The 14,813-nt window shown below is 60.3% G+C and carries 13 protein-coding genes; 9 read left to right on the forward strand and 4 right to left on the reverse strand.

The genetic code is table 11. The features are described from left to right. Window positions 1-5 precede the first annotated feature (5 nt). Window positions 6-617, reverse strand: a complete 612-nt coding sequence (locus K7H21_RS20190; RefSeq protein WP_004130374.1) for a methylthioribulose 1-phosphate dehydratase — start codon at window positions 615-617, stop codon at window positions 6-8. A gap of 132 nt (window positions 618-749) precedes the next feature. Here K7H21_RS20190 and K7H21_RS20195 point away from each other — a divergent pair, with 132 nt between their 5' ends. The 8 genes from K7H21_RS20195 (at window position 750) to K7H21_RS20230 (ending at window position 9,885) form a co-directional block, all read left to right on the forward strand. Then, entirely contained in the window at window positions 750-905 is a 156-nt protein-coding gene (locus tag K7H21_RS20195; protein WP_158414298.1) for a hypothetical protein, read from the forward strand. A 220-nt stretch (window positions 906-1,125) separates the two neighbouring features. Then, the gene (gene codB, locus K7H21_RS20200) at window positions 1,126-2,388 is read left to right on the forward strand and encodes a cytosine permease (RefSeq protein ID WP_004130372.1); all 1,263 of its coding nucleotides are present in this window, start codon (window positions 1,126-1,128) and stop codon (window positions 2,386-2,388) included. A 2-nt stretch (window positions 2,389-2,390) separates the two neighbouring features. Further along, entirely contained in the window at window positions 2,391-3,626 is a 1,236-nt protein-coding gene (locus K7H21_RS20205) for a PucR family transcriptional regulator (RefSeq protein WP_142444883.1), read from the forward strand. Continuing rightward, on the forward strand, window positions 3,623-4,861 hold the full coding sequence (codA, locus tag K7H21_RS20210; RefSeq protein ID WP_142444882.1) for a cytosine deaminase: 1,239 nt from the start codon (window positions 3,623-3,625) through the stop codon (window positions 4,859-4,861). Before K7H21_RS20205 ends, codA begins: the two co-directional genes overlap by 4 nt. 145 nt (window positions 4,862-5,006) lie before the next feature. After that, the gene (locus K7H21_RS20215) at window positions 5,007-5,996 is read left to right on the forward strand and encodes a LacI family DNA-binding transcriptional regulator (protein ID WP_049112311.1); all 990 of its coding nucleotides are present in this window, start codon (window positions 5,007-5,009) and stop codon (window positions 5,994-5,996) included. 122 nt (window positions 5,997-6,118) lie between these two features. Continuing rightward, the gene (locus K7H21_RS20220; RefSeq protein ID WP_004130365.1) at window positions 6,119-6,928 is read left to right on the forward strand and encodes an inositol monophosphatase family protein; all 810 of its coding nucleotides are present in this window, start codon (window positions 6,119-6,121) and stop codon (window positions 6,926-6,928) included. Window positions 6,929-7,229: 301 nt separating this feature from the next. Next, window positions 7,230-8,591: an MFS transporter gene (locus K7H21_RS20225; protein ID WP_004130364.1), complete on the forward strand. Its 1,362-nt coding sequence runs from the start codon at window positions 7,230-7,232 to the stop codon at window positions 8,589-8,591. Window positions 8,592-8,616: 25 nt separating this feature from the next. Beyond that, window positions 8,617-9,885, forward strand: coding sequence for a histidine-type phosphatase (locus K7H21_RS20230; RefSeq protein ID WP_087828679.1), 1,269 nt, complete (start codon window positions 8,617-8,619; stop codon window positions 9,883-9,885). Between the two features lie 46 nt (window positions 9,886-9,931). On the opposite strand, the gene mtnA is transcribed toward K7H21_RS20230, so the two are convergent. Continuing rightward, window positions 9,932-10,960: an S-methyl-5-thioribose-1-phosphate isomerase gene (gene mtnA / locus K7H21_RS20235; RefSeq protein WP_049123344.1), complete on the reverse strand. Its 1,029-nt coding sequence runs from the start codon at window positions 10,958-10,960 to the stop codon at window positions 9,932-9,934. A gap of 102 nt (window positions 10,961-11,062) precedes the next feature. Between mtnA and mtnK the strand changes: the two genes are divergently transcribed. Then, on the forward strand, window positions 11,063-12,262 hold the full coding sequence (gene mtnK, locus K7H21_RS20240; RefSeq protein ID WP_142444881.1) for an S-methyl-5-thioribose kinase: 1,200 nt from the start codon (window positions 11,063-11,065) through the stop codon (window positions 12,260-12,262). 127 nt (window positions 12,263-12,389) lie between these two features. On the opposite strand, the gene K7H21_RS20245 is transcribed toward mtnK, so the two are convergent. Both K7H21_RS20245 and K7H21_RS20250 read right to left on the reverse strand, forming a co-directional pair. Then, complete coding sequence (locus K7H21_RS20245) at window positions 12,390-13,631, reverse strand: LVIVD repeat-containing protein (RefSeq protein ID WP_004130356.1); 1,242 nt, start codon at window positions 13,629-13,631, stop codon at window positions 12,390-12,392. A gap of 44 nt (window positions 13,632-13,675) precedes the next feature. After that, window positions 13,676-14,740, reverse strand: coding sequence for a sugar ABC transporter substrate-binding protein (locus tag K7H21_RS20250; protein ID WP_004130354.1), 1,065 nt, complete (start codon window positions 14,738-14,740; stop codon window positions 13,676-13,678). Window positions 14,741-14,813: the final 73 nt, after the last annotated feature.

Here is a 14,813-nt window from a genome sequence, read left to right on the forward strand (position 1 = left end):
AGAAATTAGTCACGTTCGTAGCGGCGGCGCATCAGCTCGCATTCGAAGAGAAACTCCAGTCCTTCGAGCTGGCGACGGGCCTCGTGAATGTCTTTACCCCAACAGGTCAGGCCGTGGCCGCGCAGCAGGAAGCCGTAGCGCAGCGGGTGGGTCTGGGCATAATCTTCAATGCGCGCCGCCAGGGCATCGATATCCTGGTCGTTATCAAAAATAGCGACCGGCACGGTATCGAGATGGCTGTGCTGGCCGGTCAGGGTTTTCTGCATCTCATAACCCTGCAGCGCCAGGGTGGCGCTTTTTTCAATCCGCGACAGCACGGTGGCGTTGACGGTATGCACGTGCAGAACCACGTTCGCCTCCGGGAACAGGCGATACACCAGGGTATGCAGGCCGGTTTCAGCGGAGGGTTTACGCCCGGAAGGCGCTGTGTTGCTGGCGATCTCCACCTGGAGGAAATCCTCCGTCGTCAGGCTGCCTTTATCGCGCCCCGACTCGCTGAGCCAGCACCAGGTCTCATCCTGACGCACCGACATATTGCCGCCGGTGGCCGGCGCCCAGCCCTTCGCGCCGATCCAGTGACAGGTGGTGACCAGTTGCGCGAGTCTTTCTTGCCACATAGCAGTTCCTTAGTTTAGCGATGTTGTATTTAGCCGTCTAAATGGCTATTTACCCGATACTAACACCGCCGACGTAAGCGAACAATATTTCAGGAAAGACTTACATTGATAATGGTTATATCAGAAAAGAATATGAAATTACTGTTTTTAACAACAATACAACTGAGCATTTTCATGACGCCAAAATTACCGGCTACAGGTGGTCAAAAAGATGGGGGATCGTGCCGCCGGGAAATGGCGCAAAATTGGCATCATTTGTCGATTCCGCCCTCCCCGCAGGTCGGGTAAGGTGCCAGCCGACAGGAATGCGTGCAATAGCGCACTCCCCTGCTCCACGGCGGTGCAAAACATGTCATTGTGCACACATTTATGGCAAACATCGGCTAAAAAACGCCATTTTATGTGCACACTGCCCACTTCATTGTGTTACCCCTGCCCCGCTTTTTCTGGCACACCTCTTGCTACTCCTCTGCCATCGCTTTTCGGATAGCCACTCAGAGGTTCCACCATGTCAAACAGCAATGATTTTCCGCTCGTCGAAGCGCCCGCATCCGGGCGTAAAGGCGTATTTTCCATCTCGATGGTTCTGTTCAGCTTTACTTTTTTTACCGGCACCATGTTCGCGGGCGGCAAGCTTGGCGTCTCTTTCTCCATCGTTAACCTGCTGTGGATTGCGGTCATCGGTAACTTTTTGCTGGCCCTGTACGCCGCGTCGCTCGGTTGGATAGCCGCGCGCAGCGGGCTGAATACCGTGCTGATGGGCCGTTTTTGCTTCGGTGAAATCGGCAGCAAGCTCGCCGATTTTATTCTCGGTTTCGCCGAGCTGGGATGGTACGCCTGGGGGACCGCGACGGTCGCCATCTCGCTGGTCAAAATCCTCGCCCTTCCTGAGGCGACAACCATTCCGCTGATGATCCTGTTCGGCATCCTGTTCTGCGTCACCGCGCTGGTGGGCTATAAGGGGCTGGATGCGCTGTCGCGCGTGTCGGTACCGCTGATGTTTATTCTGCTGGTGGTGTCGATGTATCTCGCCGCCCATCATGCCGGCGGCTGGCAGGCGATGACCAAAATCGAACCGGGCGAAACCATGACCTGGTCGGCGGCCATCACCATGGTATTCGGCACCTTTGCCAGCGGCGCGACCCAGGCGACGAACTGGACGCGGCTGGCTAACTCCAGCCGCACCGCCATCGTCGCCAGCATGAGCAGCTTCCTGATCGGCAACGGGCTGATGATTATCGCCGGCGCCTGGTGCGCCATCGTCTACCAGCAGGCCGATATCGTGGAAGTGCTGATTTTGCAGGGGCTGTCGGTCGCCGCGGTGGTGATGCTGTGCCTCAACCTGCTGACGATTCAGGGACCGACGATCTACAACGTTTCGGCGGCGGCCTGCCATCTGCTGCGCAGCGAGCGTCGCCGCACCCTGACCGTGGTTGCCGCCGGGGTCGGCATTCTGCTGGCCATTGGCGGTATGTATGAAATGCTGATCCCTTTCCTCGTGCTGCTGGGCAGCATCATTCCGCCCATCGGCGGCGTGATCCTCGCCGACTACTGGTTTTATCGCGGCGGCCGCTATCCGCTGCTGCACACCGCCCGTTTGCCGCGTTTTAACTGGCTGGGACTGAGCGCCTACGCCGTGGGCGCGGTGGTGGCTTACCTGTCGCCGTGGATCGCCCCGCTGGTTGGCATTAGCGTGTCCGCGCTGGCCTATATCGCGCTGACTCGCCTGAGCAAACGCCAGCCCGCCGCTGATTCGGTCGCGGAGCAGTAGCCGTGAGCCTGACGGTCGGCGAAATCCTCGCCCTGGAGGGGCTCTCCGCCATGCGCCTGCGCGCCGGTAAGCAGGGGCTGCAGCTGGCGGTTCGCTGGTACTACGTGGCGGAAAATGAAAATATCGCCGAATGGATCATGGGCGGGGAGCTGGTATTTATCACCGGGATCAACCATCCCCGCGATGAAGACAACCTGATTCATTTGCTGATGGAAGGCAAACAGCGCGGGATCGCCGGCATGGTGATCCTCACCGGCGACGTCTATATTCAGGCGATCCCGCCGCGCCTGATCGCGCTGGCCGACGCGCTGGGCATTCCGCTAATCGAACAGCCCTATCTGCTGAAAATGGTGATCGTGACCGAACGCATCGGTACCGCACTGGTACGCAGCGAAAACGCCCTGCAATCGCAGCGCGATATTCTGCTGCAGCTGTTAACCGGCGACTACCCCGACCTGCAAATACTGCATCAGCGCGCGCTCCACCAGCAGCTGGATTTTACACGTCCGCTGCGGGTGGCGGCGCTGCGCCTTGAGGGGATACCGCGTCTGTTTCGCCAGTTTCCGCCGGAGCAGGCCGAAGCCTGGCTTCAGCAGGCCCGCCGCACCGTGCGCCAACGCCTGCAGCAGCAGCTCAATCAGCAGGGCAACCCCTTCCCTCTGGTCGAGCGCAGCAATATGTTTCTCTTCCTCCTGCCGGATGAAGACGGCGAGTTTTATCAGCAGAAAACGTGGCTCCAGGCGTGGCTGATTGCGCTGGCGGAGGGCGACGACGGGCTTTCGCTGCTGTGCGGCCTTTCGGCGCCGGTGCAGCAGCTGCAGGGATATCAGCGCGCGCTGTCGCAAGCGCGTCAGGCGCTGGATCTTAGCGATAATCTGCGTCCGGCCCAGCGCATCAGCGACTACCAGCAGCTGGGGTTTATCAAGCTGCTCTCCGCCGTTAGCGACCCCGCCCTGCTGAGCGACTTTATGCACGACACCCTCGGCTGTCTGATTGAGCCGGATCGCAAAAGCCCGTGGCTGCTGATGGAGACCCTGGAAACGCTGCTTCAGGAGAGCGGCAACGTGGTCAGGGCCGCCGAGCGGCTGGGCATTCACCGTAACACGCTGCATCAACGTATTCAGCGTATTGAAAAGTTGACCGGCTATCCGGTCAGCCATCCGCAATTTCATCTCAACGCCTCGGTCGCCTTAGCGATCTGGCGTATGTCGCAAAACCATTTACGGGAAAAACCATGAAAATTATCAACGCGCGCCTGCGCCAGCAAGAAGCGCTCTATACCCTCGACTTACAGGACGGCGTGATTAAAAGCATTACAGCGCAGGCGGCGGCGCAGGCGGCTGGCGCCAGCGACATCGATGCCCAACAAAAGCTGGTTATCCCGCCATTCGTCGAGCCGCATATCCATCTTGACGCCACCCTGACGGCGGGCGAGCCGGAGTGGAATATGAGCGGCACCCTGTTTGAGGGCATCGCCCGCTGGAGCCAGCGCAAAGCGAGCGTCACCGTCGAAGATACGCGCCAGCGGGCGCTGAAAACCATCGGCATGCTGCGCGACAACGGCGTACAGCACGTGCGTACCCACATTGATGTCACCGATCCCTCCCTGACCGCCCTTGAGGCGATGCTGAGGGTGAAAAAGGAGGCGGCCCATCTTATCGATCTGCAGATCGTCGCCTTTCCGCAAGAGGGCATTGAGTCCTTTCCCGGCGGACGCGAACTGATGACCCGCGCCATCGAAATGGGCGCCGACGTGGTGGGCGGCATTCCGCACTATGAAAATACCCGCGATAAGGGCGTCAGCTCGCTGGTTTTTCTGATGGACCTGGCCGAGCGCCACGGCTGCCTGGTGGACGTGCACTGCGATGAAACCGACGACCCGCAGTCGCGCTTTCTGGAAGTGCTGGCGGAAGAGGCCCGGGTGCGCGGCATGGGCGCGCAGGTCACCGCCAGCCATACCTGCGCCATGGGCTCTTACGATAACGCCTACTGCTCGAAGCTGTTCCGCCTGCTCAAAGCTTCGGGCATTAACTTTATCTCCTGCCCGACCGAAAGCATTCATCTGCAGGGTCGCTTCGACAGCTGGCCGAAACGCCGCGGCGTGACGCGGGTGGCGGAGCTGGACCGCGCCGGGATCAACGTCTGCTTCGCTCAGGACTCCATTCAGGACCCGTGGTACCCGCTGGGCAACGGTAACATCATGCGCATTCTCGACGCCGGGCTGCATATCTGCCATATGCTGGGATACGAAGATTTGCAGCGCTGCCTCGATCTGATTACCGAGAACAGCGCCCGCACCCTGTGCCTCGGCGACAACTACGGCATTGCCGAAGGACGCCCGGCGAACCTGCTGATCCTCGATGCGGAAGACGACTATGACGCGCTGCGCCGCCAGGCCAAAGTGCTGACCTCCATTCGACATGGCAAGGTCATTTTGCAGCGTCAGGCGGAGCAGATTCGCTATCCGGCATAAGCCTGAAGTTGACGCGGTCGCGATGCCGCGTCAACCCACTGCTCGCCCGGGGATTTATGTGGTACCTTTTAACGACTTTTTCCGTGCCGGCCATGGGCTCCAGCGTCGGCGCGGGCTCACTGAGGATAACCCGTACCCTGATACTATGAGCGAAAAAAAATGGATTAAGGCAGAGGACGTTGCCCGGCTCGCTGGCGTCTCCCGTTCCGCGGTTTCCCGTACCTTTACGCCCGGGGCATCGGTGGCGGAAAAAACCCGCCAGAAGGTTCTCGCCGCGGCGGAAACCCTGGGCTATCAGGTGAATATCATCGCCCGCACGATGAACACCGGCAGCAGCAACTTTATTGGCATCGTCACCGCTGGGTTTGATAACCCGTTCCGCAGCAAGCTGCTGTCGCCGCTGGTCCACCAGCTGGCGCTCAACGGTTTTATGCCGCTACTGATGAACGCCGACGATCCGCAGCAGCTCGCCCCGTCGCTCAGGCAGCTGCTGAGCTATCACGTCGCGGGGGTCATTATCACCTCCGGGGCGCCGCCGCTGTCGCTGGCGGAGGAGTATCTGGAGCGAAAAATCCCGGTAACCCTTATCAACCGCCACGCCGAGCTGGCCGGCTGCGACCGCGTGTGCAGCGACAACGCGCAGGGGGCGAAGCTGGTGGCCGAGCTGTGTGCCCAGCGCCGGTGGCGCCAGGCCGGGTTTATCGGCGAAAGTCTGGATAACTTCAGCACCCGCCAGCGCTACGAAGCGTTTGTTGCCCATAGCCAGGGCATGGAGATCGCCGCGCACTTCTGCGACAGCAGCGGCTATCAGGCGGGATTTGCCGCCGCCAGGCAGCTGCTCGCCGCGCATCCGCGTCTGCAGGCGCTATTCTGCGCCACCGATATGCTGGCGCTTGGCGCCCTGGACGGCCTGCGGGCGGACAACCCCACGGCTTCGCTGCCGGCAATTATCGGTTTCGACGATATCCCGCAGGCGGACTGGCAGCCCTATCAGCTGACTACCGTGCAGCAGAATACCGCCCTGCTCGCCCACCACGCGGTGGATCTGCTGGTGACGAGGATCGCCAAATTCAGCCTGCCGTCACGCCATCGTGAAGTACCGGTGAAACTGATCGTTCGTCAAAGCGCGAAATGAAAAATTCATTTTATGCCGGAGCGATCACAGAATAATTCTTTTAATCCATCCACACTCATTTTGCCCTTCGGGGCTGTTTTTTTCAGGCGAATTGCACACGTGTGCAAAAATAGGGAGTTACGATGAAATCACTGGAATTACATGAACTGCAGGCCCGCTATCGTTTAGCCTGCGAGCTGGCGAAGGCCGGCGCTGAGCTGGCGTTCGAATACTATCAGCAGCGCGACCGGCTGGCGGTGGATCATAAAGGCGACGACCTGCAGGATGTGGTCAGCGTCGCCGATAAGCGGGTCGAAGCGTTTGTTAAGCAGCGCATTACCGACGCCTTCCCGCAGGACGGTTTTCTCGGCGAGGAGAGCGGGACGCAGATGCCGGACGCGCGCGTGCTGTGGGTTGTCGATCCTATCGACGGCACCAGCTGTTTTCTTAACGGCCTGCACACCTGGTGCCTGTCGCTGGCCATCCTTGCCGACGGCGAACCGGTTATCGGGGTGGTGTACGACCCCAACCACCGCGAGCTGTTCCACGCCCTGAAAGGCCAGGGCGCATGGCTTAACGATACGCCCATCGCGCCGCATCCGGCGGCGACGGTCAAAGAGGGGGTGATGGGCGTTGGCACGTCGCACCGCGTGACGCCTGCGGTCTTTCTGCCCTTCCTTGATGCGCTGCTGAGCGACGGCGGGATGTTTATCCGCAACGGCTCCGGAGCGCTGATGAGCGCCTGGGCGGCGGCGGGCAGGCTTATCGGCTACTACGAACCGCATATGAACCCATGGGACGGACTGCCGGGGCTGGTGCTGATGCGCGAAGCGGGCGGCCTTAGCAACGACTATCTGGCAAACGACGGGATTCGTCACGGCAACCCGCTGCTGCTGGCCAGCAAGACGCTCTACCCACAATTAAAAAACATGCTTTGTCACCCACTACCTTAACCCGTATCGGGTCAGGCTTTATCTGATTATGTACTCTACACAACGACAATCAACCCTAAATAATTCGAGTTGCAGAAAGGCGGCAAGTGAGTGACAAATTCGTCGGGAACGAATTTGACCAGCCGAAGGCTGGCCTCCGGTGAGAGGCAGGAGCCTCTCATTAATCCCCAGGAGCTGACTCTGGTAAGTGACTGGGGTGAACGAACGCAGCCAACGCATATGCAACTTGAAGTATGACGGGTTAAACCTCATGGACGAACCACACTAATCAGTCAGGCCTCCGACCTTCGGAGATACCATTATGTCTGGAAGAATTATCGCATTTTTTCGCGCTTCGCCGCCCAAAGCGGGCGGAGAGTTCGATGAGCAGCGCTTTCGCAGCGTGCGCTGGCAAACCTTTATTACCATGACCCTGGCGTACGTCACCTTCTACGTTTGTCGGCTGTCGTTCACCGTCGCCAAAAGCGCGCTGGTGGAGCTCGGCATTACCCCGACGGAGCTGGGCATGATCGGCTCAACGCTGTTTTTCAGCTACGCCATCGGCAAGCTGGTCAATGGCTTTATCGCCGATCATGCCAACGTGGTGCGCTATATGAGCCTCGGGCTGCTGCTAAGCGCCGGGATGAACCTGATGATGGGGATGACCAGCAACGCCATGCTGCTGGCTATCTTCTGGGGGATCAACGGCTGGGCGCAGTCGATGGGCGTCGGCCCCTGCGTGGTATCGCTGGCGCGCTGGTACGGCTGTAAAGAACGAGGCACCTTTTACGCCATCTGGTCGACGGCGCATAATATCGGCGAAGCGATGACCTATATGGTGATCGCGGCGGTGATTGCCGGGTTCGGCTGGCAGATGGGCTACCTGTCGACCGCCGCGCTCGGCGCCGCCGGGGTGGTGCTGATGCTGCTGTTTATGCGCGACTCGCCGCAAAGCTGCGGCTTCCCGTCAATCAACGTGATTCGCGACGAACCGCTGGAGGAGACGGAAGCCCGCGGCTCGGTGTTTAAAAACCAGCTGCTGGCGCTGCGCAACCCGGCCCTGTGGACGCTGGCGCTGGCCTCGGCGTTTATGTATATCGACCGCTACGCGGTGAACTCATGGGGGATCTTCTTCCTCGAACAGGATAAAGCCTACTCTACTCTCGAAGCGTCCGGGATTATCGGGGTCAACGCCATCGCAGGTATCGCCGGAACCATTATCGCCGGGATGCTCTCCGACCGTTTCTTCCCGCGCAACCGCAGCGTGATGGCCGGCTTTATCAGCCTGCTCAATACCGCCGGCTTTGCGCTGATGCTCTGGTCGCCGCACGGCTACTACACCGATATTCTGGCGATGATTATCTTCGGCGCCACTATCGGGGCGTTGACCTGCTTCCTTGGCGGCCTGATCGCCGTCGATATTTCGTCGCGTAAAGCGGCGGGCGCCGCGCTCGGCACCATCGGTATCGCCAGCTACGCGGGGGCGGGACTCGGCGAGTTTCTCACCGGCATCATCATCGATAAAACCTCGATGATCGAAAACGGCAAAACGCTGTATGACTTCAGTACGCTGTCGCTGTTTTGGGTAGGCACCGGCCTGATGTCCGCGCTATTCTGTTTTACCACCGCCGCGATTGTCGCCAGGCGACACGCGATAGAACGTCAGACCTCATTCTCGTCATAACCTTTTAACTTATAAGGAAGATTTTATGATGCCTGTACGACATCAGGTTTTGCTACGTCTGCTGCTCGCCTGCACCCTGCCGCTGCTGGCTGCGCCGGGGCACGCCGCCGCGCAGTTTGCGCTGGAAAAGGTGGTTGAACTCAGCCGCCACGGCATTCGTCCGCCGACGGAGGGCAACCGGGAGGCCATCGAAGCCGCGACCCAGCGTCCGTGGACGCAGTGGACCACCCACGACGGCGAGCTCACCGGCCACGGCTATGCCGCCGTCGTCAATAAAGGGCGCGATGAAGGCGCGCGCTATCGCCAGCTCGGTCTGCTGACGGCGGGCTGTCCGGCGAACGGGGAAATTTACGTTCGCGCCAGCCCCCTGCAGCGCACGCGGGCCACCGCCCAGGCGCTGGTGGACGGCGCATTTCCCGGCTGCGGCGTGATGATTCATCACGTCAGCGGCGACGCCGACCCGCTGTTTCAGACCGATAAATTTGCCGCCACGCAACCCGATCCCGCCCGCCAGCTGGCGGAGGTGAAGAAGAAGGCCGGCGATCTGGCCCAGCGTCGGCAGGCGCTGGCCCCGGCTATTCAACTGCTGAAAAACGCGGTTTGCGTACCCGATAAGCCCTGCCCGGTGTTTGATCTACCGTGGCAGGTGGAGCAGAGCAAAAGCGGCAAAACGTCGATTAGCGGTCTGAGCGTAATGGCCAATATGGTCGAGACGCTGCGCCTGGGGTGGAGCGAAAACCTGCCCCTCAGCCAGCTGGCGTGGGACCATATTACCCGCGCCAGCCAGATCACCGCCCTGCTGCCGCTGCTGACGGAAAACTACGATCTGAGCAACGACGTGTTTTATACCGCGCAAAAACGCGGCTCGATTCTGCTTAACGCGATGCTGGAAGGGGTACAAGAAGGCGCCACGCCAAACGTACGCTGGCTGCTGCTGGTGGCACACGATACCAATATCGCCATGGTGCGTACGCTGATGGATTTTAGCTGGCAGCTGCCGGGGTACAGCCGCGGCAACATCCCGCCGGGCAGCAGCCTGGTCCTCGAGCGCTGGCGCGATACCCACAGCGGGAAACGCTACCTGCGCGTCTACTTCCAGGCGCAAAGTCTGGACGATTTACGCCGCCTGCAAATGCCGGATAGCCAGCATCCAATGCTGCGCCAGGAGTGGCGTCAGTCGGGCTGTCAGACCACCGACGTCGGAACGCTGTGCCCTTACCAGGCGGCGTTGACGGCGCTCGGCAAGCATATCGACCGGCAGTCCGCTCCGGCGGTAGAAATGGCGCTGCCATAAGTTGAAGGCGAAGCGAGGGAGGTCGCTTCGCCTTTTTCGCTCAGGTTCAGGCCTTTTCTGGCTTGAACGCCCCGGCGGCGACCTGCTCCGGGGTCACCACGCCGCTGTCCAGCACCCAGCCGCTGACTAACGATGCGGGCGTGACGTCAAAGGCCGGGTTGTACACCGCGGCCTCTCTCGGCGCCCATTGTACCGCGCCAAAGCTGCCAGCGACGCCGGTCACTTCGGCGGCTGCCCGCTGCTCAATCGGAATCGCCGCGCCGTTCGGGCAATGGCGGTCCAGGGTGGTCTGCGGCGCGGCCACGTAAAAGGGAATCTGATGATACTTCGCCAGCACCGCCAGCGAATAGGTGCCGATTTTATTCGCCACGTCGCCGTTGGCGGCAATACGGTCAGCGCCCACCCAAACCGCGTCGACCTGGCCCTGCGCCATCAGGCTGGCGGCCATCGAATCGGTAATTAGCCGGTACGGCACGCCCAGCTCACCCAGCTCCCAGGCGGTCAAACGTCCGCCCTGCAACAGCGGGCGCGTTTCATCCACCCAGACGTTGGCCACGTTTCCCTGCTGATGCGCCAGCGCAATCACCCCCAGCGCGGTGCCGACGCCCGCCGTCGCCAGGCCGCCGGTATTGCAGTGGGTCAACAGGCGGCTGCCCGGCGTCACCAGCGCGCTGCCCGCCTCGGCGATGCTGGCGCAAAGCTGTTTATCTTCTGCGATCAGACGCAGCGCTTCCGCTTCCAGCGCCTGCGGAAAGTGCTCCTCCGCCAGCGCCTGCTTCATGCGATCCAGATTATTCATCAGGTTTACCGCCGTCGGCCGCGCGGCGCGCAGCGTTTCCAGCGCCTGAGATAGCGCATCACGGGTCAGACCGCGCTGCGCCAGCAGCGCCAGCAACAGGCTCGCCGACAGGCCAATCAGCGGCGCGCCGCGCACCCGCAGGGCGTGAATATGATCCACCAGCAGCGCCACGTTATCCGCCGCCAGCCAGCGTTTTTCCTGCGGTAAGGCCTGCTGGTCAAGAATAAAGAGCTGATTTTCGCTTACCCGCAGGCTGGTGGTCTGTAGTGTCTGCATTTAGTTAAATCCCTGTTGCGTTGTTGTATCACATTGTGTCAGGATGGAATCCAGAAGTATAGACGTCTGAACGGCTTAATCAGAATTTTGAGGATCGAGGCAATGTCGCAATACCATACTTTCACGGCCAGCGATGCGGTGGCTTACGCCCAACAATTTGGCGGTATCGAAAACCCGTCAGAACTGGTGTCCGCGCAGGAAGTGGGCGATGGTAACCTCAACCTGGTGTTTAAAATTTTCGATACCGAGGGCGTGAGCCGGATCATCGTTAAGCAGGCGCTGCCCTACGTGCGCTGCGTGGGAGAATCCTGGCCGCTGACCCTTGATCGCGCCCGCCTTGAGGCGCAAACCCTTGTGGCTCACTATCAGCACTGCCCGCAGCACACGGTACAGATTGTGCATTTCGACCCCGCGCTGGCGGTGATGGTGATGGAGGACCTCTCCGATCACCGCATCTGGCGCGGCGAGCTGATTAACAACGTTTACTACCCGCAGGCCGCCAGCCAGTTGGGGGAATACCTGGCCCAGGCGCTGTTCCACACCAGCGACTTTTATCTGCATCCTCACGAGAAAAAAGCCCAGGTGGCGCAGTTTATTAACCCCGAGATGTGCGAAATCACCGAGGATCTGTTTTTCAACGACCCGTATCAGGTTCACGAGCGCAACAGCTATCCAGCCGCGCTGGAAGCCGATGTCGCCGCCCTGCGCGACGATACGCAGCTGAAGCTGGCGGTGGCCGCGCTCAAGCACCGCTTCTTCTCCCATGCCGAAGCGCTGCTGCATGGCGATATCCACAGCGGCTCGATTTTCGTCGCCGAGGACAGCTTTAAGGCCATCGACGCCGAGTTCGGCTTTTTCGGCCCGATAGGCTTCGATATCGGTACCGCCATCGGCAACCTGCTGCTCAACTACTGCGGTCTGCCAGGCCATCTGGGCATTCGCGATGCCGCTGCGGCTCGCGAACAGCGCCTCAGCGATATTCAGCAGTTCTGGACAACCTTCGCCGAGCGTTTTCAGACGCTGGCGGCGGAGAAATCCCGTGATGCCGCGCTGGCCTGGCCCGGCTATGCTTCCACGTTTCTGAAGAAAGTCTGGGCAGACGCGGTGGGCTTCTGCGGCACCGAACTGATTCGCCGCAGCGTCGGGCTGTCGCACGTGGCGGATATCGATACTATCCAGGACGAAGCCATGCGCCATGAATGCCTGCGCCACGCCATCACGCTGGGTAAAGCGCTTATTCTCATTGCTGACCGTCTCGACAATGTCGAAGAACTGATTGCGCGAATTCGTCAGTACGGTTGAATCTCCGTCCAGCCTTTCCCGGCTCGCGCTGCGCTTAGCCGGGCTACGGGTTCGCCACCGTCTGTGGTCCGGTAGCCCGGGTAAGGCGTTTACGCCGCAACCCGGGAAGGCAACAACCCACAATCCCCTACCCCAGATACTCAATCACCGATAGCCCGCCGTTATAGTCGGTGCTGTAGATTATGCCCTGCGCATCAACGAAGACGTCGCAGGACTGGATCACCCGCGGGCGGCCTGGGCGGGTATCCATCATTTTTACCGGTGCGGCAGGCACCAGCGCCCCGGTTTCCACCGGTCGATAAGGGTTAGATATATCGTAAGCCCGCACGCCCGCATTCTGGTAAGTGGCAAAAATCAGCGTTGAGCTGACAAAGCTGCCGGGACGGTTTTCATGCAGGTTATGCGGGCCGAAATGCGCCCCTTTCGCCACATAGTCGGTCTCATCCGGCTGCGGGAAAGTCGAAATACTCACCGGGTTTGTTGGGTCGCGAATATCAAACAGCCAGATCAGCTTCTCGCCGTCCTGCTGGTTATCCAGCACCGCCTCATCAAGCACCACCAGCAGATCCCGATCCGGGAGCGGCAGCGCGGTGTGGGTGCCGCCGCCAAACGGCGGGCTCCAGTTACGGTGGCTGATCAGCTTCGGATGCGCGCGGTCCTGCACATCAAGCAGGGTCAGACCGCCGTCGCGCCAGCTGCCGTAGGCGGTGTCGCCGGCGATAATCGCGTGATGCAGGGCATAGCGCTTGCCCTCCGGCCACTGCGCGGTCTCCCCCGCCGCCAGATTCATTCCCGGTAGCCACCAGCGCCCGGCGACTTCCGGCTTACGCGGATCGGCCAGGTCGATAGTGAGGAAAATGTAGTCGCTAAAACCGTCGATCAGCGCGGAGACGTAGGCCCAGCGTCCGCCGACGTACCAGATGCGGTGAATGCCGATGCCGTTAAGCGACAGGAAGCTGATTTCACGCGGTTTATCCGCAACCGAAATATCAAAGATCCGCAGTCCGGCGCTCCAGCCCTTATCCCGTACGTCGCTGACCGTCTCGCCCACCGAACGGGTGTAGTAAACCTTCTCGTCGGCGAAGCGGGCATCGGCGAACAGATCCCGGGCGTTGATCACCAGCAGCAGATCGTCGTGCGCCTGTAAATGGACGTTCCAGGTACCCGGCGGCGCAGCGATGTAATTGACCGTTTGCGGATTTTTCGGGTCGCGCACATCCACCACGGAAAAACCCTGCGAGACCATATGGCCGATATAGGCAAAACCACGATGGACCATCAGTTGGACGCCGTCCGGGCGTCCCCCCTGATCGCTATGCCCGATCAGCCGCATATTGCGGCTGTATTCTGGTGTGGGTAACGCAGTCACGCAACCTCCTGTTGCCCGGTAAGCGCAGCGCTACCGGGTAGTTGTTATTTGTTCTTTGCTTCGAGAGTGGCGAACCACGGGGCGATAAAGTCTTCGGTCTGGCCCCAGCCCGGGATTATTTTACCCAGCGAGGCGACGTTCACCGCCCCCGGCTGCGCCGCCAGCAGCGCCTGCGGGATCGCCGCCGCTTTAAAGTCGTAGGTCGCAGGCGTCGGTTCCCCGGCAATCTTATTGGCGATCAGGCGCACGTTGGTGGCGCCGATAAGCTTCGGATCCACCGCCACGCTCACCTTCCACGGACTGCCGGATTCGCGCATCAGCTGCAGATCCTGGTTGGAAATATCGATGCTGTAGAGTTTGATCTCGGTGCGGCCGTTCTCTTTCAACGCTTTATACGCGCCCTGGCTGAAGGCGTCCCAGGTTCCCCAGATAGCATCAATTTTGCCTTTCGGATATTTCGCCAGGATCGCGCCGACCTTGTTGGCGGTATCGCCCTGCACGTCGGAAGAGACCGCGCCGATGGACTCCAGCTCTTTGATGCCGGGGTTTTGTTTAAGCAGCGTCTGGTAGGCCGCCTGGCGGCGCTCCATCGGCGGGAAACCCGCGACCCACAGTTTGACGATGTTGGCTTTGCCGTTGAAATCTTTCACCAGTTGGCCAAAGGAGAGTTCGGTCAGCGAAGCGTCATCCTGCTGGGTAACGGTAACGCCCGGGATCTCGCCGTTTACCGCGGTATCGAAGACCGAGACTTTGATCCCGGCATCCACCGCTTTTTTCACCAGCGCGGTGGCGTAGGGGTCGCGTCCCTGAGATAGAATAATGCCGTCGTATTTCTGGCTAATCGCCTGGTTAACGAAGTCCTGGAATTTGGCATCATCACCGTTACTGAGGAAGGTGCTGATTTTAAACCCGAGCTTTTTCCCCTCCTGGATCGCCCCGGAGACAAACTGGGTGGTGTTATCGTCGGAGCCCAGATTGCGGATCACCGCGATGCGAATCGGCCCGCTATGTTCGGCAATCGCCGCCGGAAGCGGCGTCGGAGTTTCAGCAAAAGCTGCCGTCGCGTTGAACAACCCCAGTGCGATGAGTGAATATGTTATCTTTTTCATAGTGTTTCCTTTTTGTTACCCTAGATAATTCGAATTGCAGGACGGCGGCAAGTAAACGAATCCCGATGAGCTT

The organism is Klebsiella sp. CTHL.F3a, from assembly GCF_019890895.1.
GTDB classification, from domain to species: Bacteria; Pseudomonadota; Gammaproteobacteria; order Enterobacterales; family Enterobacteriaceae; genus Klebsiella; species Klebsiella grimontii.